The sequence below is a fragment of the Streptomyces sp. NPDC058674 genome, from assembly GCF_042716505.1.
In the GTDB taxonomy this organism is placed as follows: domain Bacteria; phylum Actinomycetota; class Actinomycetes; order Streptomycetales; family Streptomycetaceae; genus Streptomyces.
Map to the genome: position 1 here is coordinate 20,704 of NZ_JBHXSC010000063.1, position 22,586 is coordinate 43,289.

22 protein-coding genes and 2 pseudogenes are annotated in these 22,586 nt (G+C 68.8%); 15 read left to right on the forward strand and 9 right to left on the reverse strand.

The window, feature by feature from the left end:
- Positions 1-23 precede the first annotated feature (23 nt).
- The 4 genes and pseudogenes from ACFWU6_RS26570 to ACFWU6_RS26585 form a co-directional block, all read left to right on the forward strand.
- Positions 24-536 (forward strand): RNA polymerase sigma factor, encoded by a 513-nt coding sequence (locus ACFWU6_RS26570; protein WP_383983429.1) that lies wholly within the window; start codon positions 24-26, stop codon positions 534-536.
- The gene (locus ACFWU6_RS26575) at positions 533-1,162 is read left to right on the forward strand and encodes a hypothetical protein (RefSeq protein WP_383983431.1); all 630 of its coding nucleotides are present in this window, start codon (positions 533-535) and stop codon (positions 1,160-1,162) included. The genes ACFWU6_RS26570 and ACFWU6_RS26575 overlap by 4 nt, the downstream gene beginning before the upstream one ends.
- A 92-nt stretch (positions 1,163-1,254) precedes the next feature.
- Positions 1,255-1,647 (forward strand): annotated as a pseudogene (locus tag ACFWU6_RS26580) (Tn3 family transposase); the annotation flags it as partial.
- A 997-nt stretch (positions 1,648-2,644) separates the two neighbouring features.
- Positions 2,645-2,830: pseudogene (locus tag ACFWU6_RS26585) on the forward strand (transposase); the annotation flags it as partial.
- Positions 2,831-3,154: 324 nt separating this feature from the next.
- Here the strand turns inward: ACFWU6_RS26585 and ACFWU6_RS26590 are convergent.
- On the reverse strand, positions 3,155-7,402 hold the full coding sequence (locus ACFWU6_RS26590) for a hypothetical protein (RefSeq protein ID WP_383983433.1): 4,248 nt from the start codon (positions 7,400-7,402) through the stop codon (positions 3,155-3,157).
- Complete coding sequence (locus ACFWU6_RS26595; RefSeq protein ID WP_383983435.1) at positions 7,377-8,252, reverse strand: hypothetical protein; 876 nt, start codon at positions 8,250-8,252, stop codon at positions 7,377-7,379. The genes ACFWU6_RS26590 and ACFWU6_RS26595 overlap by 26 nt, the downstream gene beginning before the upstream one ends.
- 637 nt (positions 8,253-8,889) lie before the next feature.
- On the opposite strand from ACFWU6_RS26595, the gene ACFWU6_RS26600 reads away from it, so the two are divergent.
- Entirely contained in the window at positions 8,890-9,276 is a 387-nt protein-coding gene (locus ACFWU6_RS26600) for a hypothetical protein (protein ID WP_383983437.1), read from the forward strand.
- Here ACFWU6_RS26600 and ACFWU6_RS26605 read toward each other — a convergent pair.
- The 3 genes from ACFWU6_RS26605 to ACFWU6_RS26615 all read right to left on the reverse strand — a co-directional run bounded on the left by ACFWU6_RS26605 (position 9,263) and on the right by ACFWU6_RS26615 (position 11,542).
- Complete coding sequence (locus tag ACFWU6_RS26605; RefSeq protein ID WP_383983439.1) at positions 9,263-9,478, reverse strand: hypothetical protein; 216 nt, start codon at positions 9,476-9,478, stop codon at positions 9,263-9,265. The genes ACFWU6_RS26600 and ACFWU6_RS26605 overlap by 14 nt on opposite strands.
- 74 nt (positions 9,479-9,552) lie before the next feature.
- The gene (locus tag ACFWU6_RS26610) at positions 9,553-10,362 is read right to left on the reverse strand and encodes a hypothetical protein (RefSeq protein WP_383983441.1); all 810 of its coding nucleotides are present in this window, start codon (positions 10,360-10,362) and stop codon (positions 9,553-9,555) included.
- A 7-nt stretch (positions 10,363-10,369) separates the two neighbouring features.
- Positions 10,370-11,542 carry a cupin domain-containing protein gene (locus tag ACFWU6_RS26615; protein ID WP_383983443.1) on the reverse strand — a complete coding sequence of 391 codons (1,173 nt, stop codon included), beginning with the start codon at positions 11,540-11,542 and terminating at the stop codon, positions 10,370-10,372.
- Positions 11,543-11,898: 356 nt separating this feature from the next.
- Here ACFWU6_RS26615 and ACFWU6_RS26620 point away from each other — a divergent pair, with 356 nt between their 5' ends.
- Positions 11,899-12,093 (forward strand): hypothetical protein, encoded by a 195-nt coding sequence (locus ACFWU6_RS26620; RefSeq protein WP_383983445.1) that lies wholly within the window; start codon positions 11,899-11,901, stop codon positions 12,091-12,093.
- Positions 12,090-13,142: a transcriptional regulator gene (locus ACFWU6_RS26625; protein ID WP_383983447.1), complete on the forward strand. Its 1,053-nt coding sequence runs from the start codon at positions 12,090-12,092 to the stop codon at positions 13,140-13,142. Before ACFWU6_RS26620 ends, ACFWU6_RS26625 begins: the two co-directional genes overlap by 4 nt.
- Positions 13,143-13,259: 117 nt before the next feature.
- Here the strand turns inward: ACFWU6_RS26625 and ACFWU6_RS26630 are convergent, their stop codons facing one another.
- Entirely contained in the window at positions 13,260-14,180 is a 921-nt protein-coding gene (locus ACFWU6_RS26630) for a hypothetical protein (RefSeq protein WP_383983449.1), read from the reverse strand.
- Positions 14,181-14,572: 392 nt separating this feature from the next.
- Here ACFWU6_RS26630 and ACFWU6_RS26635 point away from each other — a divergent pair, with 392 nt between their 5' ends.
- A complete protein-coding gene (locus ACFWU6_RS26635) occupies positions 14,573-15,319 on the forward strand; it encodes a DUF5131 family protein (RefSeq protein WP_383983451.1) in 747 nt (248 codons plus the stop codon).
- Positions 15,320-15,363: 44 nt separating this feature from the next.
- Here the strand turns inward: ACFWU6_RS26635 and tcmP are convergent, their stop codons facing one another.
- Positions 15,364-16,548: a three-Cys-motif partner protein TcmP gene (gene tcmP / locus ACFWU6_RS26640; protein ID WP_383983453.1), complete on the reverse strand. Its 1,185-nt coding sequence runs from the start codon at positions 16,546-16,548 to the stop codon at positions 15,364-15,366.
- Between the two features lie 247 nt (positions 16,549-16,795).
- Here tcmP and ACFWU6_RS26645 point away from each other — a divergent pair, with 247 nt between their 5' ends.
- Positions 16,796-17,512, forward strand: a complete 717-nt coding sequence (locus ACFWU6_RS26645) for an HNH endonuclease family protein (protein ID WP_383983455.1) — start codon at positions 16,796-16,798, stop codon at positions 17,510-17,512.
- 37 nt (positions 17,513-17,549) lie between these two features.
- On the opposite strand, the gene ACFWU6_RS26650 is transcribed toward ACFWU6_RS26645, so the two are convergent.
- On the reverse strand, positions 17,550-18,548 hold the full coding sequence (locus tag ACFWU6_RS26650; protein ID WP_383983457.1) for a Ku protein: 999 nt from the start codon (positions 18,546-18,548) through the stop codon (positions 17,550-17,552).
- Positions 18,549-18,702: 154 nt separating this feature from the next.
- Between ACFWU6_RS26650 and ACFWU6_RS26655 the strand changes: the two genes are divergently transcribed.
- Together ACFWU6_RS26655 and ACFWU6_RS26660 are read left to right on the forward strand one after the other, a co-directional pair.
- On the forward strand, positions 18,703-19,062 hold the full coding sequence (locus ACFWU6_RS26655) for a hypothetical protein (protein WP_383983459.1): 360 nt from the start codon (positions 18,703-18,705) through the stop codon (positions 19,060-19,062).
- A gap of 6 nt (positions 19,063-19,068) precedes the next feature.
- Positions 19,069-19,419, forward strand: a complete 351-nt coding sequence (locus tag ACFWU6_RS26660; RefSeq protein WP_383983461.1) for a DUF6233 domain-containing protein — start codon at positions 19,069-19,071, stop codon at positions 19,417-19,419.
- A 113-nt stretch (positions 19,420-19,532) separates the two neighbouring features.
- On the opposite strand, the gene ACFWU6_RS26665 is transcribed toward ACFWU6_RS26660, so the two are convergent.
- Positions 19,533-19,862: a hypothetical protein gene (locus ACFWU6_RS26665; RefSeq protein WP_383983463.1), complete on the reverse strand. Its 330-nt coding sequence runs from the start codon at positions 19,860-19,862 to the stop codon at positions 19,533-19,535.
- 466 nt (positions 19,863-20,328) lie between these two features.
- On the opposite strand from ACFWU6_RS26665, the gene ACFWU6_RS26670 reads away from it, so the two are divergent.
- The 4 genes from ACFWU6_RS26670 to ACFWU6_RS26685 all read left to right on the forward strand — a co-directional run.
- Positions 20,329-20,814 (forward strand): hypothetical protein, encoded by a 486-nt coding sequence (locus ACFWU6_RS26670; RefSeq protein ID WP_383983465.1) that lies wholly within the window; start codon positions 20,329-20,331, stop codon positions 20,812-20,814.
- 123 nt (positions 20,815-20,937) lie between these two features.
- On the forward strand, positions 20,938-21,363 hold the full coding sequence (locus ACFWU6_RS26675; RefSeq protein ID WP_383983467.1) for a DUF6233 domain-containing protein: 426 nt from the start codon (positions 20,938-20,940) through the stop codon (positions 21,361-21,363).
- A 580-nt stretch (positions 21,364-21,943) separates the two neighbouring features.
- The gene (locus ACFWU6_RS26680; protein ID WP_383983469.1) at positions 21,944-22,153 is read left to right on the forward strand and encodes a hypothetical protein; all 210 of its coding nucleotides are present in this window, start codon (positions 21,944-21,946) and stop codon (positions 22,151-22,153) included.
- The coding region (locus tag ACFWU6_RS26685; protein WP_383983471.1) for a restriction endonuclease at positions 22,150-22,586 on the forward strand (437 nt) is incomplete at its 3' end. The genes ACFWU6_RS26680 and ACFWU6_RS26685, both read left to right, overlap by 4 nt.

The window sequence follows — 22,586 nt, forward strand, 5'->3', positions numbered from 1 at the left end:
AGGTCAGGGGAGGGGGACGGACGTTGAACCATAAGGAGTTTGAAGCGTTCTTCAGGCGGGACTATCCGAACCTTGTCCGGCACGTGCAGATGCTGGGGTATGACAGGGATGCAGCCTCCGATGCGGCCCAGCAAGCAATGACGCTCTTGCTCCAAGAAGGGGGCTCAGTCACCAGTCCGCGAGCATGGGTTCGGATCACGGCTCGTCGTGTGGCTCTTCGCGATCGTGTTCGCGACCGTAGGAGGGAAGAGTTGTCTGCGGAGGCGGCGCGGAAGGCACTCCTGCCGAACTCGGGACCCGAGGAGTCTGTCGAATGCGAGAGTGAAGCTCAGTTCGTGCTGGAGACGATCCGGGGGCTCCCGCCGCAGCAACGGCAGGCTCTGGCATGGCACTACGATGGCTTCTCCGCTCAGGAAATCGCCGAGATGCTCGACGTGAAGCGCAGTACCGTGGACTCGAATCTTCGGCACGCCCGAGCGCGCGTACGGGCTATCTATGCCAAGCCCGTGCTCGTGGGGGGAAGGGAGGAACTATGAACGACCGTCAGCGTGACGAACACTCCGTCGATTCCTGGGAGTCCAGTATCGTTCATAGGATCGCCCGCGAGTCGGCCAGCGAAGCTGAAACAAACGAAGCTCTACGTAAGGTCCTGGAACGCGCCGGAAGAATCCCCTCGAACCCTGGCCCCGAAATCTCGCCAGCGCGTGCGACGCCGGAAACCAATGAAGGCAAAGGCAACCGGCTACTTGCAGTGCTTGAGCGCCAAGAGCCGCTCGCAGGGCTAATTCTTCGCCTCGTACGCGCTGCGATTGAAGGCGACGACGGAATGGTGGAGGAAGCAATTTCGCGTACGATGGGTATGCGTGCGAATGATCTTGACCTTGGTCACGCGCTTGGGCTTCTGTGGGATGAACTTGCACACGAGCCCGAACTGGAAACCGAGTTCGGAATCGTCGATAGTGCTGTACGCGGGTTCATCCGTTCGCCCGATCTGCGCGTAATGCCCCCAGATGAGCAGCGCTATTTCTTCCTGCGCCGATTGGTCCTTCTGGCATCGCCCGGCGATGGAGCAGGGCGTAGTGGCGGCTCCAATGGCGGAGTGCTGGGAAGCCAATCTGCGGAGGCTTACCGACGGATGCAGAGTCCTAATTACAGCGGCTGACCACCAGTTCCGCGTGCCTGGGCGCAAGTATGCAACGTAGAGGCCCGGGAGGGAGCGCCTCCGGTCTCTACGTTGCAATACCGTCCACCTCGGTGCCGATGGCGACGAGGCTGATCAGCACCGCGAAGCGGACGACAGACAAGGGGCGGCTGTCGACGCTTCCGCAGCTGGAGAACGTCGCGGACCCGGCGCGGGCGGCGAAGGTGCTGTTCGAGGAGTTTGAGCTGGTCGAGGTACACGGTACGGATCTGGACGCGCGGCGGCTTTGTGGCGGGCGGTGGAGGAGGTCGCACCGCGGGCGATGGTGATGAGCGCGGCCGCGATGGTGGTCTCGCTGGTTGCCGGAGGACGAGGATTCGGCTGCGGTCGCGATGCGGGCGGCGCCGGCCACCCGGTACGACACGGTGCGGCCGTCCCTGTCGCTGCTGGGCGAGTCGAAGGCGCTGGAAGCGGCGAGCGGCGGGGTTCGTGTCCTGGCCGGGCTGAGCATCGCGGAAACCGGCTCGGCGAACACCGAGTCCCGCAGCTTGACCGGCAACGGAGTCGAGTCCAGGGCAACGACCTGCCCCGGGCGATAGACCACCAGCCGGCGGCCGACCCCCGCCTCCGCCGCAGCTTCCGCCGAGCGCGCGTAACGTGCCCTGGCCCCGCTGGATCCGAACCACTCGGCCCAGACCCGGGTCAGCGTCATCCGGCTGGGGATCTTCTCCGTCGGGAAGTCCTTGAAGGTCTCCGCCATGAACTGGTGCACCAACCGGTGCTTCGCCGTCATCGTCATCGTGGACCGGTCACCGCACTCGCGCTTGACCGCGAAGATCGCCGTGCGGACCTCCTCCGTGACGCTGTGGTGCCCGCCGCTGCGGCGGGTCCACCGCCCGTCCGCGCAGGCCAGCAGCAGGCTCTCCCCGCGCAGGTTGGCGAGCCTCTCCAGAGTCCGCCGGCTCATGAACTGCAGGCCCAGCCTGGCCGCCTCGTCCCGGGGCATCGCCCGGCATTCGGCGACCTTGGCCGCCCGCCGCTGGCCGAGCGTGGTCGTCGCCGGGTCGTATTCGGTGCGGGGTTCCCCCGGCCTGGCGCGATCCGCGCGGCCGTCCCGGAACCCGGTAGCCGCCTCCAACACGTGCTCGGCCTTGATACGGGCTCGCTCGAGCTGGTCAGCCGTCAGGTCCGCCAGGGACCGCGACTGCCCGACCTCAGCCGACCGTGCCAAGGAGGGAGCAACGGTGACCGGGCGGGCATCCGGGTGGTGGATCAGCCATCGGATCGGGCGCGTCTCGGTCCGTCCGTCCCCGTCCGAGAGCGTGAACCGCCCGCTCTGCGGCTCGATCGCCTCAACGGTCCACTCGACGCCGTTGCGCCGCAGCTGGTTGCCCGGCGCGAGGCTCAGCAGGCCCCGTCCGCCCGCCATCACGGCCGCCGGGGAAGTCGCTGCCCGAGCCAGACCGACGAACCGTCGCCAAGCGGCCGGGCCAGGTCGGGCTACGCGGCAAGCGGATCGGCGTCCGTATCGCCCGCAAAGGCATCGAGTCATCAGAGCGACTTGGGCGACGCAGGTGGGTGATCGAGCGGACCATGTCCTGGCTGACCGGCTACCGCCGACTCAACCACCGCTACGAACGCCATCCCCGCAACTACCTGGCCTTTCTCGGCCTCGCGGCAGCCCTGTGCCCGGTCTTAGACGGGGACGCCATCGGCAAGAGGCTCCAAGCAGCCGACCACCTGGGCGCGACTGTCGCCCGAGCAGCGGACACAGCTGACCACGATCGGTGTACAACCCGCCAGGCGCCCTCTCTCGCGCTCCCCCCGTGGCCGCGGGGAGCCCGGCAACGCGCAGCAGGCGTTTCAGCGGGGGCTGGCGGCGCTTGCGCCGTGGGTGGAGCGGGAAGGCGCGGACCGGCCGATGTCCCGTGGGCACGCCGAGGTTCGCTGTTTGAGGGGCTGCCTCCGGGATCGTGTGCCGTGATTGGACGCGACGAAGTACCTCTTGCGGCTTCACCCGTCAGTCATCTCGATCACGGAGATGCCCTCGCCGTCTGCGATCGCCAAGGTGTTTCGGTCGGCGGCCAGGGCGCGGACTCGTGCCCTTCGTCGCAGCACGATGGGGGCGCGCGAGGCCGAGTTCCACAGACGGATCACGGGCCCGCTGGCGGCGGCAATGACCCAGGTGTCGTCTCGGGTGGTGAGCGCGAGGCAACGTACTGTTGTGTGGCCCGCGGCAGGTGCCCTGGCCACAGGGTCTCCGGTCAGGGCGTCCGTCAACCGAACTGCGCCGCGGTCGTCTCCTGTGGCAAGGACCACAGTCGTTTCGGGGATGATGCCAAGGGTGCTCGTAGTGATCAAATCCGAGCCCTCTAGCAGGCGATCGAGGCCGGCATCGCTGGGATGGGTCTGGACCCGGACGGCTCCGTGTAGGTCGGCAGAGACAATCCGCAGGTGTCCGTCGGGCTCTGACTCAAGGCGCAGAGCACAGATCTCAACGTCGTGCCCACGCAGTTCACATTGTTCATCGGCGAGAGCGTCCCACAGCCACAGACGGCCGTTCTGCGCCCCGACTGCTACATGCGGTCGTCCTTCGTGCAGGCGCATTCCCAGCGACGTCACGGGGAGCCCGACAGTGGCCTCGGCGAGCTTTCGTTGCTCAATGACGTTCCACAGTCGCACGATGCCGTCGCTGCTGCCTGAGACGAGCAGGGGTTGGTCAGCGGCGTGTGGAGCCCATGCGACGGCTTCGACCGAATCCTCATGCGTGCCGAGAGATACGGGCGTGTTGTCGGATTGACGCCAGAGCAACACGTTGCCGTCGCCCCGTCCACTGGCGAGCAGAATTTGGCCCTGGCCGTCCCTCGTGAGCGCCACGCTCTCCGTGTGGCCGGTGTGTGGAACCATCGGGGAGACGGTCGGGGTCGAGGACGGTTGCCAGATGCGTACGGTGCCGTCCTCGCTTGCCGAGGACACGTACAACTCCCCGTCGTGAAAGGCGCAGGACACCGCGCGCAGGGCCCTGCCGTGACCGTTCAATGGCGGACACATGGGCGTGCCTTGTGGAAGGTCCAGGAGCTGGACTGCTCCGATGGGACGCGAGTCGGCAACCGCCAAGAGCAGGCCGCCGCCGTCTGAAGTAGCACACAGTGCGAGGGATCGAATGGGGCCTAGGAAGGAGCCCGGGTCGGGAGCGCAGACCAGCTCCCCGGTAACGGCGCTGTGGACCAAGACTACTCCTTGGTCGTCGCCGGAGGCGACGACCAAGTCGCCCCGCCAGGGATGAAGTGCCACGGTCTGTACTCGTCCGTGGTGACCGTCCAGGGTCTGGATGGGTTCATGATTCTCGGCATCCCACGCCCGGACGGTCCCGTCGTCGCCCCCGGACGCCAGGATGAGTCGGCCCCGTTCCGCTCTCGCGAGGGCCACCGACCGGACGCTTCCCGTGTGCGCGGTGAGCGGTTCGCGGATCGCGCGCCCACTCAACGGGTTCCAAAGGCGGACGGTTCCGTCATCCCCGCCGGATGCCAAAACCAGGCCACCGCGGGAAGTACTGCCGAAGGCCACAGCCCTGATGGCTCCATCGTGGGCCGGTATGCGGTTCAGTTGTTGTTTCTTGACCGGATCCCACACGCGGATGAAGGCGAAGCCGGCAGACGCCAAGAGCAGTCGCTTCCTGCGAGTGATTCCGAACGCTACCGTGTTGACGGTGCCGATGTGTTTTTGAGGAAGCCTCTTCAACTGCATCTGCCGGAGGATGTTCCACATGCGCACGGTGGCGTCGTCGCCTGTTGCGGCGGCAAGGAGGCGGCCGTTGTGATCGCACAGCGCGACGTCATTGACCCGGCCGAGATGCCCCGTGAGGGTCCATCGGCTCATATCCGGTCGGATCGAGGCCTTTCGGGTGGTGTAGATCGGGTGGATCAGGGAGGTGGCCGGCACGCCATCGGTGATGTGGAGGGCGGTGGCAGCCTCCTGCAAGTAGGCGGCGTTGGCCGCTGCGTCTATGCCCAGCAAAGGCCTTGCGCGTTCATAGAGCCTTGCGGCGTCATTCGGCATGGCAATCCCGCCCGGCAGGCTGAGGAACGCAGCGCTGAGGGTGAGCCGGTCGGCCACGGCGAGGAAGTCGCGGTCGGCGACAAGTCGGTCGAAGACATCTCGACCGGCGGCGGCCGCGTGCTGAGCAAGGTAGGTGCGCAGGTACGGGTGGGCTTGTGCCCAGTCCCGTCGGCCTGAGCCGTCCTCGGGGACCGTGCGGAGCAGGGCCTCGCATATCGCGGCTTCCGCCTGCGCATCCTGGTTCTTCGGGCCTCGCAGGTAATCTGCGAGGGTGGCGTGGAGCAGCCGGAAGAGGGACCTGTCCCAGCGGTTCTCCTCCACCACGTAGGCGCCCATATGCGACAGGACCCAGCGCACGTCGGTGGCACTGATCTGGACCGGCTGGGATCGCGCTGCGCGGGGTGCAAGTCCCTGTGCCACCGGCACCCAGATGTTCTCCCATGGCAGGCCTTCGCCGCGCGCGTACGCCAGGGCCCGCAACAGTGTACGGATGAGTTCAGCGCGGTTGTCCGTCGCGTCGATGTCCTGCTCGAATGCCTCGATCATGTTCACGGGCAGGCGGGCCGACCACCCGTTCTCGGTGGTGTCCACAAGCGGCTGCCCGCGAACCGACCGTGCCATGAGCTGGCCTACCAGGAACGACTCCGCCGCTGAGGCACCATGTGTCTTCGTCGCCCGCTCTGCGATCTCCTCGGCGACCGCCCGGCCTGCGGCCTCCAGTTCAGCGGAGAAGTCGTCCTGCTTCTGTTTGTAGGATGTCTCCAAGTGGGGCTCATGCGAAGCGATTAGAAGGTGGTGGATGTACTCGATGAGCGCCTGTGGGTCCCTGTACCGGGTAGCGCCAAGGTCGATGACGGCGTCGGGTTTACCCAGCGCAAAAAGTTTGTTGTCACGGCAGCTGGCGGCCACTCTCAGCCGTCTGGCCAGGGGGCGCAGCAGGACATCGCTGACGACGTCCATCCGGTCCGCTTCGTCAATGGAGTCGATGATCAAGCAGGGTGGCGGGGATTGATGCGGGCCCGCGGTGGGTTGGTGGTGACCCGGCAGGCCCGCGAGGAGCGTACCGACCGTCTGACCCGGGCGGCCGAGGCCCTTGCCTATCTCACGGGCGATCTGGTCGACGTTGAGTCCATGAGCCTGCACGTTCACCAAGGGCAAGCCGCCCTTAAGTTCTTCGGCCGTCTGGGCGATCAATTCGTCGGGCTCCTCCCCGAACTGTTCGAGGCCGGTGGCCGCGTCGCTCAGATAGCCCACCAAGTGGAGCAGCGCGGACTTGCCCGTGCCCGCAGGGCCTGTCACCGCGAGCAGACCGTGGGGCGGGCTTTGTGCCTTCAGCCACCGGGCGAGATCCTGCGCCGCGTTGAGGCGCCCCGTGACTCCGGTAAGATACACCCCGACTGTGGCGCCCGGCACACCCCTGAGTTTGGCAAGTTGTTGCTCGGCGGTTGTCAGGCCGCCCGATCCTGCCCAGTAGTCGGGGTTCGGGAAGAAGTGCGGGTTGCCTGAGCCTCTGGCCGAGTGGTACAGAAAGACTTCCTTGCCCGACGGATACACGCCGTTGATGGCTCTCTTGACTGCATCGAGGGGTATCCAGGGCGAGGAACTGCCGATCTCATAGGACTGCGCGAGTGCGTTGGCCAGGGCAGCAGGAAACACACCCTCATAGGCCTCGTCGGTTACGCTCGAAGATGTCATGACATAAACGTTGTCGCTGCCCAAACCACGCAACGCCTCGTCGAGGACTTGCTTGCCACCGGCCGCCGAGAAGCAACAGTCGAGCATGACCAGCACCGCAGGCTGCCCGGCATCGGCATGGCGGACGAAGAGTTGCGGCAGATATGACGCGTCAAGCGCGGTCTCCAGCTGATGCCATCTGGTCTTACTCAAGACGATGTGGAAGCCACGCCGTTCAGGCACCACTCCGTGACCGGCGTAGTAGACGATGACGTTCTCCGCCGATTCGGCCGCCTGCTGCAGGAGCTGGCACATCGGCTCGCGGGCCATGTCCAGATGACCGTTGGGCGAGCCTTCGAGCGTCTTGACGCCGAGCCTGTGGAGGGCATCGACCACACTGCGCACGCCGTCCGGGACGTTGGGTAGATCCTTGAAGTCGGAGGTGTAACGCGCGGTACCCAGTGCGAGCAGGATGGGGCCGTCCAGGGGGCGGCGGGCAGACTCACGAGAGGGCGTCGTGGAGCACATGGCCGGTCGCCTTGGCCGTCAAGTATCGGGTGATGGCGTGGGGTTTGTTGCCATTGTCTACGAGCACGTCCTCAACCGAGGCGGCGGCGGGGCTGCCGTCGAAGAGGGGCGCAAGTTCCGTGGTCAAGGCGACGACGTCGTCCGTGTCCGCGATGTTGACCCACCTCTTCACCTCCCCGGGCCATACGCCGACGCCCTTCTCGGGGCGCGGCGTCAGCTTCTCAAAGATCATCTTATCGATCCCCAGGGGCGAGCCAAGCGTGATGAACGCATTGACCGAGGAGGGGCGATAGCGGCACAGGTACTCGTAGGCGACGATGGAGCCGAGTGAATGCCCGATGAGAACGCGGGTGTCACCTTTGATCTCAGCGTTCAGCCGTTCCAGGACGAGTTTCTTAAATTCCTCGTCCTTCAAAAATCTGGTCACCTGCTTCAGATTGCCGATGAGCAGCCGCTCACTGATGCCCGTAAACACCGACGACTTCGCCAACCGACTCAACATCACCTTAGCGGTGACCCGTCCGGGGCCCATCGCTCCATCCCCCGGTGCAAGCTCGGGCTCCTGGGCGAGGACCGCGTCGTGCCAGATCTCCAGAAGCTCCCGTTCAGGACCCGCCGCGACGTCCGCCGAGGTGTACGGCGGCGTGCCGGCCCCCATGGCACCCTCCCCAGGGCGGAGGAGGTCACCGAAGAAAGAGACGTGCAGGACATCCTCGGTCAGAGTGCCGGCACGCTCGGTATGACCGGCGTTGGCGAGGCCGTCCTGGAGGGCGGGGAACCACAGGGATCGAAGCTCGAAGCTTCCCGTGTACTGCTGACCTATCCCGTGCACACCTACGATAAGAGCCATACCTCCAGGATCTGCCCTCTTTCGCCGGTACGCACCCTGACCCTCATCTCCTCTTCCGAGAGCGTTCAGTCGAACCGTGAAGCTGGTGCAAGGTTCAAAGAGTGCCTCCAATTTGGCGGACCCGAGCAGAAGGCGAACCACGCGGACGGCGCCCCCCTGCAGAGGAACCTTGGAGAGGTTGCTCCATGCTGCCGCCGACCGTCCACTGGCCGAGCGCTCGGGCGTGTGTTGCGCCGGCCTGCAGTTGCGCGACCCAGACCAGTTGCTGTCGCCGTCACCACACAGAGGCGTGCTATCAGGTCCACAGCTCACGCTCGGCGTCCACCCTCTGCGCGAGGGGATCCTTCGTCACATCCGAGAGCCCCGAAAGCGCGGCTTGAGCCTACCGGTCCTGTTCATGGCCTCGCCAGAGCACCCCGCCTCGGCCTGTCGGTCGACGAGGCGGCGCCCAGGTTGAGGGATGCACGTGACCCGTGCTGGCCGAATACCCACCCGCGGCGCATGCTTGTCGCGGCGGCCGTGGCAGGTGGGGCACCACCACGTCCATGTGCCCCAGGGGGGCAGGCATCCGGTACGACTGCCTCCGCCCGGGAGAGGTCGAGCAGGCCGGCGTCGTGGAACCTGGGGCAGCCGCGTCGTGGTCACCAAGTACATCGCGACCCTCCGCGCCGGCACCGCCGCCCCCGAACCACGCCAGCCGGTACCCAGCCCCCGCCGCATCACAACCTGGATCATGCGTCGCCCCGACACCCTGACCGACACCCAGCGCGAACAGCTCAACCGAATCCTGGAAGCCTGCCCGGACCTGGCCACCGCCCGCGACCTCGCCCACGAGTTCAGCGCCATCGCCCGCGAACGCCGAGGACACGACCTCACTCAGGCTGACGGCTTCATCCGCAACTTGGTCTCTGCTCTTCGGGTCCGACAGCATGACCGACGAGTGGTGCCGGAAGCGCGCAGGGGAGTCGCCGCCCAAACTGGGGTGACTCCCGCTCGGCGTCTTGGTGCGACTATCGCTCCTTGAGGATCTCGGCCGCAGCGTCGGCCAGGCCCCGGGCCGTGCGCTCGATCTGCTTGAGCGTCGCTGTGCTCGCGCCCCGCAGGATCCCGGCGGCGACCATGCCCTCGGCCATACCTTCCAGGGTGTTCCAGGCTCGGATGGCGCGCTCGTCGTCGGCCTCGTGCCCGCTGGAGGGCAGGGTCTTGACCACCAGCTGTTCGTTCAATGTTGAATCACCCAAATTTGGGTGATTCAACATTGAACTATTGTTTTCGGGTCCGACGGTGTGCAGCATCCCTCCTAAAGGTGGGGGAGCTGCCCGCGTACGGGGCCGGCGAGCTCGGCGTAGAAGTCGGTGCGGTCCTGAGCCTGGAGGATCTGGGCGGCCACGGTCAGCAGTCCGGTGCGGGCCTCTGGGCGGTCCAGGACGGGGGCGAGATCGGTGCGGATGCGGGCGGCCGCGGCGGGGGTCAGCAGTGCGTACAGGTACAGGGTGGCCGCGTCGTAGCCGTACGGGGCGCGGCCCCATCCTTCCCAGTCCAGGATGTGCGGGCCGCGGGTGACGTTCCCGTAGTGGAGGTCTCCGTGGGCGGTGCTCCAGGTGATGGCGGCGTCGGCCTGGTGGCCGGTGAACTGGGGGATGACGCGGCGCAGGTACTCCTCGCGTACGGCCTCGCGGTCCGCTGGCGGTGGCACGTCGGCGAGGGCGTCCAGGGCCGCCAGCATCTCCTTCCACCACGTCTCGGGCAGGCCGGGGTCCTGGTCGAGGACGGGGCGCGGGGAGACCATCGGGTCGGGGGCGAGGGCGTACAGCTCGGCCCGGTAGGCGTAGCCGTCGGTGCTCCAGTCCCGGATGCGGAACAGGTCGGGGCGCGGCACCGACACGGGCAGGGTGCGGGAGGTGGACGGGCCGTGCCACAGCGTGCCGCCCTCGGTGCCGGCCTCGGCGCAGACCACGCGGAGCCAGTGCGGGCCGGCGGCCGACGACAGGGTCCGGCCCCGGTACCCCCACACCCGGCGGCCGGTGGCGCGCAGGCCGAACTGGTCGGCGGCGTGCTGCTGGGCGGCCAGCATCCGGTCGACGGTGGCGGGGGCGGGGGCCTCGAACATGGCGGTCCTACCTGTGGGAGACGGCTGCCGCGTCCTTGGATACCAGCTCGGTGGCGAGGGCCGCGACCTGTTCCACGGTGAGGCCGGAGCGCTCGGCCAGGTCCCCGAAGGTGAGGCGGGCGCCGGAGACCAGGGCCTCCAGCGCGGGGCGGACGGAGGTGTGGAGCTCCCATTCGTGTCCGGCGGCGCGCAGCACGACGGCCGCGTCGGTTCCCTCCAGCGCGGCCCGGGCGGTGGTGAGGGCCAGGACCAGGCCGGGGTCGGCGGGGACGTCGCCGATGTACGGGAGGGAGGGGGCCGGGCGGCCGGGGTCGCGGGCGTCGAGGGAGGCGGCGAACTCCGAGACGACGTGGGGGTGGAGGGCCTCGGACACCTCCTTGCGCAGCTGCTCGGCGTACGCGGTGCGCTCGGCGGGGCCGGCCACGGTCGGGACGCCAGCCCGCAGGGTGGGGGAGTGCAGGAGCTGTCCGGCCAGCCACACCAGGAGGTGGTGGCCGGTCGCCGGGGTCAGGCCGCACGTCAGGTGCAGAGAGCGGCCCTGGGTGGCGGCCACCGCGTGCCACCATCCCCGCGGCACGTACAGCATGTCCCCGGCCTGCAGGACCACTTCGGCGACCGGCGGCCCTTCGGGCTTCTCGGGGGCTTCGACGTCCAGGCGGAGCGGGTCCGTGCGGGTGGCCCCGTACAGGTTCCAGCGCTTCGCGCCTTCGAGCTGGAAGATCACCGTGTCGTGGTCGTCCCAGTGGATGCCGAAGGCCTCGGTCGGGTGCCAGGAGGCGTACAGGTTGGCCTGGACGTCGGTGCGGAAGTGCCGCTCCAGCGCCTCGGCCAGCTCTTGGACGCCCGGGTGCAGCTTGTCGACGGCATCGAGGACGAGGGAGGCGCCGGCGGTGATTTGCCAGTGGAGGGCGGAGGGTTCGACCCGGTGGCGGACCTCGGTCCGCTTGGTGACCGAGGTGTGCAGGTACTCGTACGGCGGGACCTGCTCCCCGTCGTTGAACAGGCGCAGGCGCGGGGCGTCGAGCCTGTGGCGGGCCACCAGGTCGTTCAGGTCGTCCCACGTGAACAGACCGCGGAGCCCTGCGGCGGCCTGTGACCAGTGCTGGTAGGAGCGGCCGAAAGCCTCGGCGAGGAAGTCCCCGCCGAGGCTACGGACCGCCGCGTCAATCGCGGTGGTCATGGTCGGCGATCAGTCGTTGCCGTCGCCCTTGCCGGTGCCCCCGCCGTCGGGGGTCCGGGTCGCGGCTCCCTTGATGGAGCGGCTGGAGAGGATCAGACCGTTCATGACGTACTCCTTCTCTCGTGTCGGATGGAGCGCTGGACGGCGCCCGCCGCCCCCAGGCGAGGCGGGCGCCCAGTGCGGGACCGGCTGGAGGGGGAGCCCCTGGAGGCGTTGTCCCGGCCGGTTCCGTTCGACCATTGAAGTCCTGGGGAACACCACAGGGGAGGGCCGCACTGGGGGGCCGATTCCCGCTGCGGGGTGCCGCGTTGGGGGCCAGGATGGTCTTCCGACACCCAGACAGGGGAGGCCCCGGCATGGTGAGCCCGGACGGAATCGGCGAGCTGCTGCGCACCATCAGGGAGCGGGCGGACCGGACCCGCGAGCAGCAGGCCAAGCGCATGACCGCCGCCGGCCTCATGTGCACGGTCGAGAACCTGAAGCGCTGGGAGACCGAGAAGCGGTTACCGACTCCGGTCTGGCGTACGGCGACCGCACCGTCTACGGCGTGACCGACGAGCAGCTGGACCAGGCCCTGGACAACACCCGGAGGCATCGCAGGCAGCAGAGGATGGAGGACGACGACGTGAAGCGACGCAAGCTGTTCACCCTCGCGGCGGCCACGGCGGGGTTCGCCGTGCTGCCCGGCATCGCGCAGGCCCGGGAGGGCATCGACAGCGGTCTGGATGCCGACGGCGCCGGGGATCTCGCCTACCTCGAGGGCGCGTTCGAGCGGCATCGTGGCGGCTACAACGGGCGGGCCCCCGATGCGGTCCTGGGCGAGATGCGCGAGGACCTGGCGCTCCTCGCCGCCGTCCTGCGCCGGCCCCACCCCGCGCGGGACCGTACCGACCTGGCGCGCACGGCTGCCGGAATCTCCGGCCTGGTGGCGATCGTCCAGCACGACCGCGGCGACCAGGCCGACGCGCACCGCTGGTTCGCCACGGCGGCGAAGGCGGCCCGAGAGTCCGGAGACCGGCGGATGACCGCCTGGGTGCTGGGCCGTCACGCCATGGTCGGCCTGAACTACGGCGCCCCGGGTCAGGCCGCCCGCATCGCCGCGCAGGCCCGCCGGGAGGTCGGCGCCCGCCCGTCCGGCGCGGCCGCACTGGCGGCCGCCGTCAACGCCCGCGCCCTGGCCGCCATCGGAGACTTCCCCGGCGCCCGCCGCGCGGTGGACGACGTCCGCACCCTGGCCGAGCAGTTGGACGGCCCCGAGTCGGCGGACACCTGGTTCGGGTACCCGGCCCAGAAGCACGCGGTGCACCTCTCACAGGCGTACACGCTGCTCGGCGACACCCGCGCCGCGTACCGGGCGCAGGACGACGCCCTGGCCCTGACGTCCTCGCCGTCGGTGATGACCCGCGCGCTGATCGCCATGGACACCGCCGCGTGCCTGCGCGTGGACGGAGATCCGAGCGCGGCCGCGGCGATGGCCGCCGCCATCTATGACCGGCTGCCGCCCGCCTACCGGAGCGGCCTGGTGCACTCCCGCGCCCAACTGCTCCACCGGCACCTGGACGGCGCCCCGCGCCGGCTACTCGGCGACGCCTTCGCCTGAGGCTCACGTAGCGAAGGGCGCGGCCGCCGTTTCCATTGGAAACGGCGGCCGGTGAGTGGGGCCTGCCCTGACACGAAGTCGGGCTGCCCCTGATCGCCGAGCGTCAGCCTGGCGGGATCAGGCGAAGGCGAGTCGATTCAGGTCGGTGATGGACTGGCTGCGGCGGTCGCTGTGGGTGTGCTTCCACTTGAGGTTGGAGTAGTACACGAACTGGCCCGTGGTGGGTTCGAGGAAGTCGATGGTGCAGCCCATGCCGGAGTGGGTGTGGTCGCAGAGGCAGGTGCAGCTCTTGTGATCGACTTTCCAGCCCAACGCGGTGGGGCCGTCGCCGAGGAGCCGGATGATGTCGGGGCACGGCGGTCCGTCGGTGGTCTCCAGCCGGAAGGAGCCTCCGACCGCGTGCCAGGCATCGGTTCCGTTGAACGGGCCGGTGCCGGCGGTTGCCCGGATACGCCGCAGCAGGGGAGAAAAGAGCGACGGCGGTTCGAAAGGGGAGCTTACGGCCGCGGTGTACGCGGCCCATTCCGTGGGCGTCCAGTCCGGTTCGGACTGGAGCAGGCCATAGTCGGCGGTGAGCCGGTCGGCGATCCGCTCCCACCAGCGCGGGTTGAAGCCGGTGAGCGTGATGCGGGCCGGTGTCCCGGGGCGGTGGAGGCTGATGCCGCTGCTTTCTCGGCGGTAGCGGAGGCCGGGAACCCCCGAGACGCGGTCCAGAGGGTGCTCCCCCTCCTCACCGGAGAGGCGGGGGAGGAGGAACTCGGCCCAGTGGTGGACGACGTACGGCTCGTCGAGGAGCCGAAGGGTGAGCCGATCTTCGTCTGGGCGCACCTGGACGATGCCCAGGGGGTGCTCGGAGAGGCTGCCGATCTTGCAGCAGGCGAGGAAGACCGCGGCCTCCAGCTGTGCCTGCTCCGGGTGCCGAGCCGCGGGGATGGTGAGCGGCTGGTCGGTGTCCGGGAGGAGTGCATGGAGGGCTTGGTGGGACTCGCCGGTGCATCGGCGGCGGTCTTCGGTGAGGGCCAGGGCGGCCTGGGGCATCGTGGTCGCTGTTCCGCGCCACACCGGCCCCCGGCGGTGAGCGCTTTGGTGAGGTGAGGCCATCAGGTGTCGTACAGGTGGTGATGCTTCTGGCCGGTCCTCGGCGAAAGGGTGCGGGGGCGTCTTCCATCGCGCGGCCGGGCGTTCACGAGCCCGCGCAGATGAAATCCGTGGTGCGCCAACGGAATTAAGGCGCCACGGCGAGGGGTGCCCCCATCGGGTGAGGGAGCACGTTCCTGCCGCACGTCGGGGCTGGCGCCTGGCCAACGGCCCCCGCCGTTCCGGGGAAAGAGGTGGCTCAGGGATGGTTGTATGGCGATGCCCGTTCCGATAGCTGTGCCGCTGATGGGCCAGGGGTGCCGGAACAGGCGCGGCGAGATGGAGGCGAACCAGTGGCTGACCGGAGTTCCATTGAGTGGACTGAGGCGACCTGGAATCCAACGACCGGATGTGATCGCGTCTCGTCGGGGTGCGACAACTGCTACGCCCTGACGCTGGCGAAGAGGCTCAAGGCGATGGGCGCGGCCAAGTACCAGAACGACGGGGATCCGAGAACGTCCGGGCCGGGCTTCGACCTCACGGTCCACCCCGACGCTCTGGACATCCCGTACGGCTGGAAGAGTCCGCGGACCGTGTTCGTGAACTCCATGTCGGACCTCTTCCACGCCCGCGTCCCGCTCGACTTCGTTCGCCGCGTTTTCGAGGTCATGGCCGACACCCCCCAGCACACCTACCAGGTCCTGACCAAGCGCGCCCGCCGCCTGCGGCAGGTCGCCGACCGGCTCGACTGGCCGGCCAACGTGTGGATGGGCGTATCGGTGGAGACAGCGAAGGAGCTGCCGCGCGTGGACGACCTGCGGCAGGTGCCGGCCGCCGTACGGTTCCTGTCCTGCGAGCCGCTGCTCGGCCCGCTCGACGGCCTGCGCCTGGACGGCATCCACTGGGTGATCGCCGGCGGTGAGTCGGGACCGAGGCACCGGCCGATGGATCCCGCGTGGGTATCGCAGATCCGGGACCAGTGCGTTCAGGAGAACGTGGCGTTCTTCTTCAAGCAGTGGGGTGGCCACACCCCGAAGGCCGGTGGCCGCACGCTTGAGGGCGTTACCTGGGACCAGATGCCGCTGACGGTCCCGGCCTGACCGGGACCGTCCACTGCCGTCGGCTCTACGCGTGGTCGCGTCGGTCAGGCCGCGCGGTGACCGGGGTGGAGGGTGATCTCCCGGGTCCGGCGTACTCCCACACCGTTGCTGGGCGTCTTGCCCTGCCCGTGCAGGAGCTGCACGGCCTTGCGCACCGCCGGCTCGGTGACCTGCCCGTAGAAGGATCCGAAGATCTCCAGGGGGTGGTCCACCAGTTTGATCGGCCGGCCCGTCCGCAGTAGAAGCTGTTCCAGGTTGTCCGCGATCTGCGGCACCGCCCTGGTCTCGACCTCTTTGGGATCTGGCCGCGATACCGAGGTCACTGAGAACAGCCCGTCGTCCTTCTCCTCGCGGAGCTCGAGCGTCTTCCACCACTCGTCCCGGGCCCGGGCGACGGTGTCGCCGAACACCCACAGCCCGTAGGGGCTGCGGGTGGCGAACACCAGCTGGTACACCGCTCGCTTGCGCGGGGAGTGCGACACCGGAACCGACTGCACGAGCATGCCCGTGCGCTCGGCCAGGCGACGGCAGTACTCGGCGGCGACCGCCTCGATCGCGTCCTCGGCCGCCCCTTCCTTCTCGCGAGAGGCCGTCGCGTCGGCGAAGTACTCGCGCCACCAGGTGCCGCCGCACACGTCGTCGAAGCGCTGCAGCGACTTCTCGTTGCCCTGCGGGGAGCGCACGTGCCCACCCAGGCGCCAGACGGCCATCATGCTGAAGTTCATCAGCAACTCGGTCGGCGGCCAGTCCTGCGGCCGTTTGCGGGCCAGCACGTCCACCAGCCGGTCCTGGGGAAGGACCAGCCCGCACGGGTCAAGGAAAAGGAACAGTGGCTCCCCCTCGGCCCGCTCGAGGACCTGGTCCAGGACGCCATCGACTTCACCGCGGTGGGCGTGGGCCAGCACACCGCCGGCGCGGTACTGCTGGACGACCTCCTGCAAGCGGTCGAACGACTTCGGCTGGGATTCCGAGAAGAAGCACTCCAGCGTCAGCCCGGCCCGGGAACGCAGGTCCGCGGCGATCTTCAGCGCGAGCTCCCCGGAGGCCGGCTCGCCGTTCTCGTACCGGCCCTCGCCCGCGTACCCATCCAGGTAGACCACGCGCTTGTCGTGCGATCGCGAGCCCGTCATGCCGCCGAACTGCGGCAGATAGCGCTTGAGCAGCTCGTGCTTGAACACGCTGGGCAGCGCCTTGTCCGCCCAGTAGCTTCCGCCCGTACCAGACGACATGCCCACCCCCGGCTTCGCGGTATCTGTTTGGTTACAGATGGTGAAGCACGGTGAGGAGCTCCGGCAAGACCGTCGCTTAGGACCCGATCAGCGACTTGAGAACGACTGACGCAACGCCCGCAAGTCCCGGTCTGGCGAAGCGCATCCACGAAGTGCCGTTTCTGCGGTGAACTGGCGCGCCCGCCCGGGTGACGCACGGGCCGGTTCCCTCCCAGGTGGGCAGGCAGTCCGGCTACAACCCTGGACGGTGATCACGAACCTGCTGCGGCGCGGTCTGCCCGCGCTCGCCCTCGCCGCTCTGCCCCTGCTCGCCACCGCCACCCCGGCCGCCGCCGATGGACCGGCGCCGGCCGTGACCCTGCCTGCGCCACTGAACACCACCACCCTGTTCGACGGCATCGACCGTATCCCCGCGGCCGCCGAGTCCCGCGACGGATACGTCCGCACCGCCTTCAAGCACTGGAACGCCGGCGCGATCCCGGACGACGGCTGCAACACCCGCGCCGAGACCCTTCTCCAGGAGGCCGTCGACTATCCGGAGATCGCCTCGGGTTGCAAGCTGACCGGCGGCCGTTGGTTCTCCCAATACGACGACACCTGGGTCACCGCCGCCACCGGCCTCGATGTGGACCACCTCGTACCGCTCGCCGAGAGCTGGGACTCCGGGGCCTCGACCTGGACCGCGAAGCGCCGCGAGGCGTACGCCAACGACCTGGCCAGCCCCACTTCGCTGATCGCGGTCACCGCGAAGTCCAACAGGGCCAAGGCCGACAAGGACCCGGCCGAGTGGTTGCCCCCGGCCGTCGGCTACCACTGCACCTACGTCACCGGCTGGGTCGAGACGAAGCTGCGCTGGTCGCTGACTGCCGACGACCGTGAGCGTGAAGCGCTCCTTGGCCTTGCTGAGGACTGCCCCGGCGCCACCGTCTCCTACGAGACCGTCCCCTTCGACACCTTGAAGTAGGCGCTGCCAACCGCGCAGAACCGACGGGCGGCCAGGGTCAGGCCCGGGTCAGGGCTTTGACCAGGTCGTCCCGGGTCATCTGGGAGCGGCCGGGCAGGTTGGCGGCTGCGGCCTTCTTGTAGAGGTCGGCCTTCGACAGGCCGCTCAGGTCTTCCTTCGGGGCGGAGCGGATCCGCTTCTTCGCCGGCGGCTTCCCGGTGGTCTTCGCGGATCCGGAACCCTTCCTGGAGGCGGTGGCCTTGCCGCCGGTGGCTTTTGGGCTGCCCGCACGCTCGACACTGGCGCGCAGGGCTTCCATGAGGTCGACAACTCCGGTCGGCTCGGCGGCGGGTTCGGCCTTCTCCACGGTCTCGCCGGCCTTCTTCGCCTCGATCAGCGCGGCGACTTTCTCCTGGAAGGTGTCGTGGAACTCGCTGGGGTCCCAGGTCATGCTCATGGCGTTGATGAGCTGCTCGGCCATCTTCAGTTCCTTGTCCGAAGCCTTCGCCTTGCCCGGGAGGGTGTCGATCTCTTGCTTCGGGTCCCGGATCTCGTCCGACCAGTGCAGGGTGTGCAGGGTCAGGAGGCCGTTCTCGGCCTTGAGCGCGACGAGGTACTCGTGCTGGCGCATCACGAAGGTGGCGATGCCCGCCTTACCCGCCATGGCCAGGGCCTGCTCCAGCAGGCTGTAGACCTTCCCGAACTCCGCACCGCGCGGGCCGAGGTAGTAGGTCTTGTCGAAGTAGATCGGTTCGATGTCGGCGAGGTCGACGAAGCCAGCGATGTCCAGCGAGCGGGAACGGCCCGGGGCGATCTCGTCCAGTTCCTTCGGCTCGACCAAGACGTACTCGCCGCCGGTGTCGTAGCCCTTCACGATGTCGTCGAGCTCGACCTCGTCCCCCGTCCGTTCGTTCACGCGGCGGTTGCGGATCCGGTCGGAGGTGCCGCGCTGAAGCTGATGGAAGTGGATCGTGTGGCTGTCGGTGGCCGTGTACAGGCCCACCGGCAGGCTGACCAGCCCGAACGACAGATTCCCGGCCCATACAGGACGCGCCACGACCGTCACCTCCTCCAGCACCCCCCTACAGCACACGGCACCTACCCGTTCCGCACCACCCGACCTCGTCGGCGGTCCGCAGTGTTCCGCCGAACGGGTCACCCACCGGAGCGCCGACTTCGCAACCAAATTCGAACAGGCTTACGATTCGAGGGTGACCGACACCAGCACCTTCCCCGACGATCTCCTCCAGCTGCAGGAGCGACTCCACCGCGCCCACGCCGCCCACCGCGCCTACCTGGCCGAACTGCCGTGGAGCGTGGAACCCCTCGCGGGCTGGGCCCGGGGTGAGCGGTTCTCCCACCGCGGAGACGTCCCCGACAGCCCCGGCTGGAGCGAGGAGCAGAAGGAGACGGTCGACCGGATGTGGGCCGAGATCCGGGAGCTGTCGATCGCTGTCGTCGATCACCCCCACTGGGCGACAGTCGCCCGTGAGGACGTGGTGGCCGCACGCATGCAGCTGAAGAAGGAGACCCGCCCTGCCGTTCTCTCCGACCTTGCCGAGGCGGCCTGACCCGTCATGCCGGATCCGCTCCTGCCCCTGCCGCCAGCCCTGGACCAGCTCCTGGTGATACGCCGCTGGCTGGAGCTCACCCTCGCCCGCGTCGACGAGAAGATCAGCGCCGTCCGGGCCGCCGACGACGAGCTGGCGCGCCGCAGGCCCCCGCCGGAGCCTCCTCGCTGGTGGATCGAGTACGGCATCGGCGTTTCCCACAGACCCGACCGCGTCCACACCGGCGCCTGCCAGATCACCAGCCGCGGCCGGTCGGCCACCAGGGAGTCGGTCCTGGAAGTGCTGCGGACGGTGCCGTCGGTCATCGCGTGCCCGCTGTGCCGGCCCGACAGCGAGCTGGGCCTCCTCGACAGCTGATCAGGAACAACTCGTGGCCGTTCGAACGGGGCCTACGAGTGTCGAGAGTGCCTGCCGGGGTCCGATGTCTGCCCTGCTACCGGTCGAGATGCCGGGCAGCAGGGCAGTACTGCTCACTGCTCGGCGAGGAAGGCCCGTCCCGCGTCCGTGGCCACGAACCGGTCTCCGTTCTCACCGTCGGAGCGCACGGCGACGTCGGCGAGCCCCTTGGCGCACAGAGCGATCGTGGACTGCACCAGGTCGATCCGCTCCTCGGTGCACGCCTCGCGCACTGGGTCCTCGTCTGGGGCATTGATGTCGGGGGCCGGGCGGCTCTGCAGCCGGTCGGCCACCTCGAAGGTGCCGATGGGTTCGGCGGAGGCGGCGAGCAGGTTCAGTACCTCAGTCTCGTAGTCGGTCAGGGTGACGATGGCTCCTGGGTGTCGGCGGGTGGCGTGAGCCATGGTGCCGCAACGGTGGCACGAGCACGGGGCCCGTCAGATGATCGGGGCCCCCGTGCCGACGAAGGCGTCGACGGCCTGGCGGGAAGCGGCTGCAAAGAAGTCTGCTGAACTGAAGGCCGTGGCGGTGAGGGAGCCGTCGATGAGGTGAACCCACCCGCTGTGCGACCCCCGCCGTGGCGGTCCGGTCTCGAGTGAGCAGGCAGAATCAGCCGGGTATGGATTCGATACCTCTTCCTGTGCCTGTGGCGGCCGGTCCCAGTCCTGCGGGCCGGGGCCGCAGGAAGCCGGTACGGTCGCGCGTCCGGCACGGCAGCCCTTCGTGCGCCGACTACGGCTGCACGCGCCCCGAGTGCATAGCCGCAGCCCGGCGGGACCGTGCCCGGCGTACCAGTGAGCTGAAGGCAGGGCGGCCCGCCCGGGTCTCTTCCGCCGAGGCCAGTGCCCGCGTCCGTCAACTGCACGAGACGTGTCAGCCGCAGACATCGCCGAGATCTCGGGCGTCGCCGTCACCCTCATACGGCGCCTGCTCCGCCCGGCCGGCAAGCAGCCGGCTCGCATTCACCGGGCCACAGCCGACGCGATCCTCGGTATCCCCCCGACTAGCGTCTTCCGCCGTGATCGTCTCCTGCCGGGGCTGACTGATGCGGGCAGGGCTGCCGCGAGTCTGCAGGACCTCGCCGAACGCGGATGGCCGACCAGCTTCCTGGCCACCGAGCTGGACACCAGCACGCACACGGTCGCCGTGATCCGCAGCCGGGAACGCCGCCGCATAACCCTCGACTTGGACCGCCGGATTCAACGGCTTGCCGCCCTCCTGTTCGCGAGCCAGCCAGCGGATCACGGCATCGCCGCGCACCGAAGCCGCCGGGCGAGAACCGCTGCTCGGCAACGAGCCCCGCTGGTGCGGTCCAACGGCCTTGACCTGGCGCATCAGCCGGAAGCGGTGTCCTGATCAGCTCGTCCGTCAGTCCGACGACCCCGTTCTATGCCGGGGCTGAGAGCGCGATGCTGCCGGGCCACATGTGGAGAATCCGGTGATGAGGGGAAGGGGCGGATAGTGGGACCGGGTGCGAGGGTGATCGCGGTCGTGCCCGACGGGCAGGAACTGCGGGGTTCCCTGTACGAGCGGCGTCGGACTTCGGCGGGCTGGGAGTACCGGGTCGGGGTCACCGTCTGGGGGACCGGGAGCGGGGGTCGGCCAGAGCCGGTCGAGCACCGCGTGTGGCTGGGCGCCGGCCATGTGCGCCCCCTCGAGGGCGGCGACTACAGCGGCGTGCCGACCCGGCCAGCCAGCACTCCTGCGGCTTTCGTCGGTGGCCGGCAGGCGTGGACGGTACAGCAACTGCCCCACCGGCCCGGCCACCCCGGAGCGACCCTGATCCACGTCATCGGATGCCAGCCCGGCGGAACACCCCTCGACCTCGACCAGACCCTCGACGCCCTCAAACAGCCGCGCGCCGTCACCTGCCGCGAATGCAACGCCGCATCCTCCCTTCCGTGACGCCCAATCCGGCAGGCGCCACTGACGGGCGGGGGAGTGCGGGCCTCGGCATCGCTTGGGATGCCGAGGCCCGGATGCGGTCCGGCTGTACCCAGAGCGCGGGAAACCGGTCCTGGCCCACGCGCCCATACGGCGCGGACTGATCATGAACCTAGCCGGGCCGGCACCACGCTGTACTCCGGAAGGGAAAAGGCGGGACCTCGCGGCTATCTGCAAGCGCTGAGCGTCGATTACGCCGCCGATGTACTGGTCCAGTGCTGCTCGGAGTGGCGGCTCAGCCGCGCCGGCGTCCTGCGCTGGTGCCACGGCTGGTACGCGCAGCAGGGCGTCAAGGAGCTCCCCGCTGCCCTGGCCAACCTTCCCGCGCTGACCAGCAGCAGCTTGTGACGACTGAGGCCCGTACCTCTGCCGGCAACGCAGAGCCGTAGTGCGGCTGGTGCGGTATTCAGCCAGGTCCGCCGTCTTTGTGCCATTACCGGGCAACCCGCCTCCAACATCACCGACGCCCGGCTACACAGAAGGCTGCGGGTAGCGTGTCGCCTACCCTGCGTGGTGATGGCCGGTGGGGGAGGCTGAACGGTTGCTGACCATCAACGTGGCGCTGCTGCTCGCAGTCATCGTATTTATCCGACTGCGGCGGCGCACTGAATCCCGTAGCCGCTTCGACGAGAAGATGACCGTGGTCATCGTCCTGGCGCTGGGAGTCCTGCTCGCTCCCACCCCGGTCGGCCAGGGAATCCTGAACGTCCTGGGTCAACTCGCGAGTGGCGTCGCGCAGGCCAGCCGATGAGCCCGCGCGCCCGCAAAGGCCGGGCGACGGCCAGGCGCCCGCCGGCGCGGCGGCGTACGCGCAGGCCGAGCAGGCGACAACAGCGCGCGGAGGACCGACTGCTCGGGGTCCTCGTGGCCGGGGTCGCGGCCGTCGCCTTGGTGGGGGCCTTGATCAACTGGCTGTTGGCCCACTGGTGGGTGCTGGCCGTCATCGGCGTGCTCGCGGTCCTGGGCGGCGGAACCTGGATCCGCCAGCAGCAGCAGAAGGCCCGGTGGGAAGCGGTCCGCGCACAGGGGCTGCGGTGCGGGCTGTCCCAGCTGGACACCCTGCACCACTCCCAGTTCGAGGACGCGGTGCGCGACCTCATGCGCCGGGACGGCTGCCACAACGCGGTGCGCGTCGGCGGCGGCGGAGACCTGGGCGCGGACGTGAAGGCCACCGACCCCTGGGG

Coding starts and splice junctions, on each gene's coding strand:
- ACFWU6_RS26575 (WP_383983431.1), top strand. CDS start 533: ATGAACGACCGTCAGCGTGACGAACACTCCGTCGATTCCTGGGAGTCC.
- ACFWU6_RS26590 (WP_383983433.1), bottom strand. CDS start 7,402: ATGTGCTCCACGACGCCCTCTCGTGAGTCTGCCCGCCGCCCCCTGGAC.
- ACFWU6_RS26595 (WP_383983435.1), bottom strand. CDS start 8,252: ATGGCTCTTATCGTAGGTGTGCACGGGATAGGTCAGCAGTACACGGGA.
- ACFWU6_RS26610 (WP_383983441.1), bottom strand. CDS start 10,362: ATGTTCGAGGCCCCCGCCCCCGCCACCGTCGACCGGATGCTGGCCGCC.
- ACFWU6_RS26615 (WP_383983443.1), bottom strand. CDS start 11,542: ATGACCACCGCGATTGACGCGGCGGTCCGTAGCCTCGGCGGGGACTTC.
- ACFWU6_RS26620 (WP_383983445.1), top strand. CDS start 11,899: ATGGTGAGCCCGGACGGAATCGGCGAGCTGCTGCGCACCATCAGGGAG.
- ACFWU6_RS26630 (WP_383983449.1), bottom strand. CDS start 14,180: ATGCCCCAGGCCGCCCTGGCCCTCACCGAAGACCGCCGCCGATGCACC.
- tcmP (WP_383983453.1), bottom strand. CDS start 16,548: ATGTCGTCTGGTACGGGCGGAAGCTACTGGGCGGACAAGGCGCTGCCC.
- ACFWU6_RS26660 (WP_383983461.1), top strand. CDS start 19,069: ATGCCGGATCCGCTCCTGCCCCTGCCGCCAGCCCTGGACCAGCTCCTG.
- ACFWU6_RS26665 (WP_383983463.1), bottom strand. CDS start 19,862: ATGGCTCACGCCACCCGCCGACACCCAGGAGCCATCGTCACCCTGACC.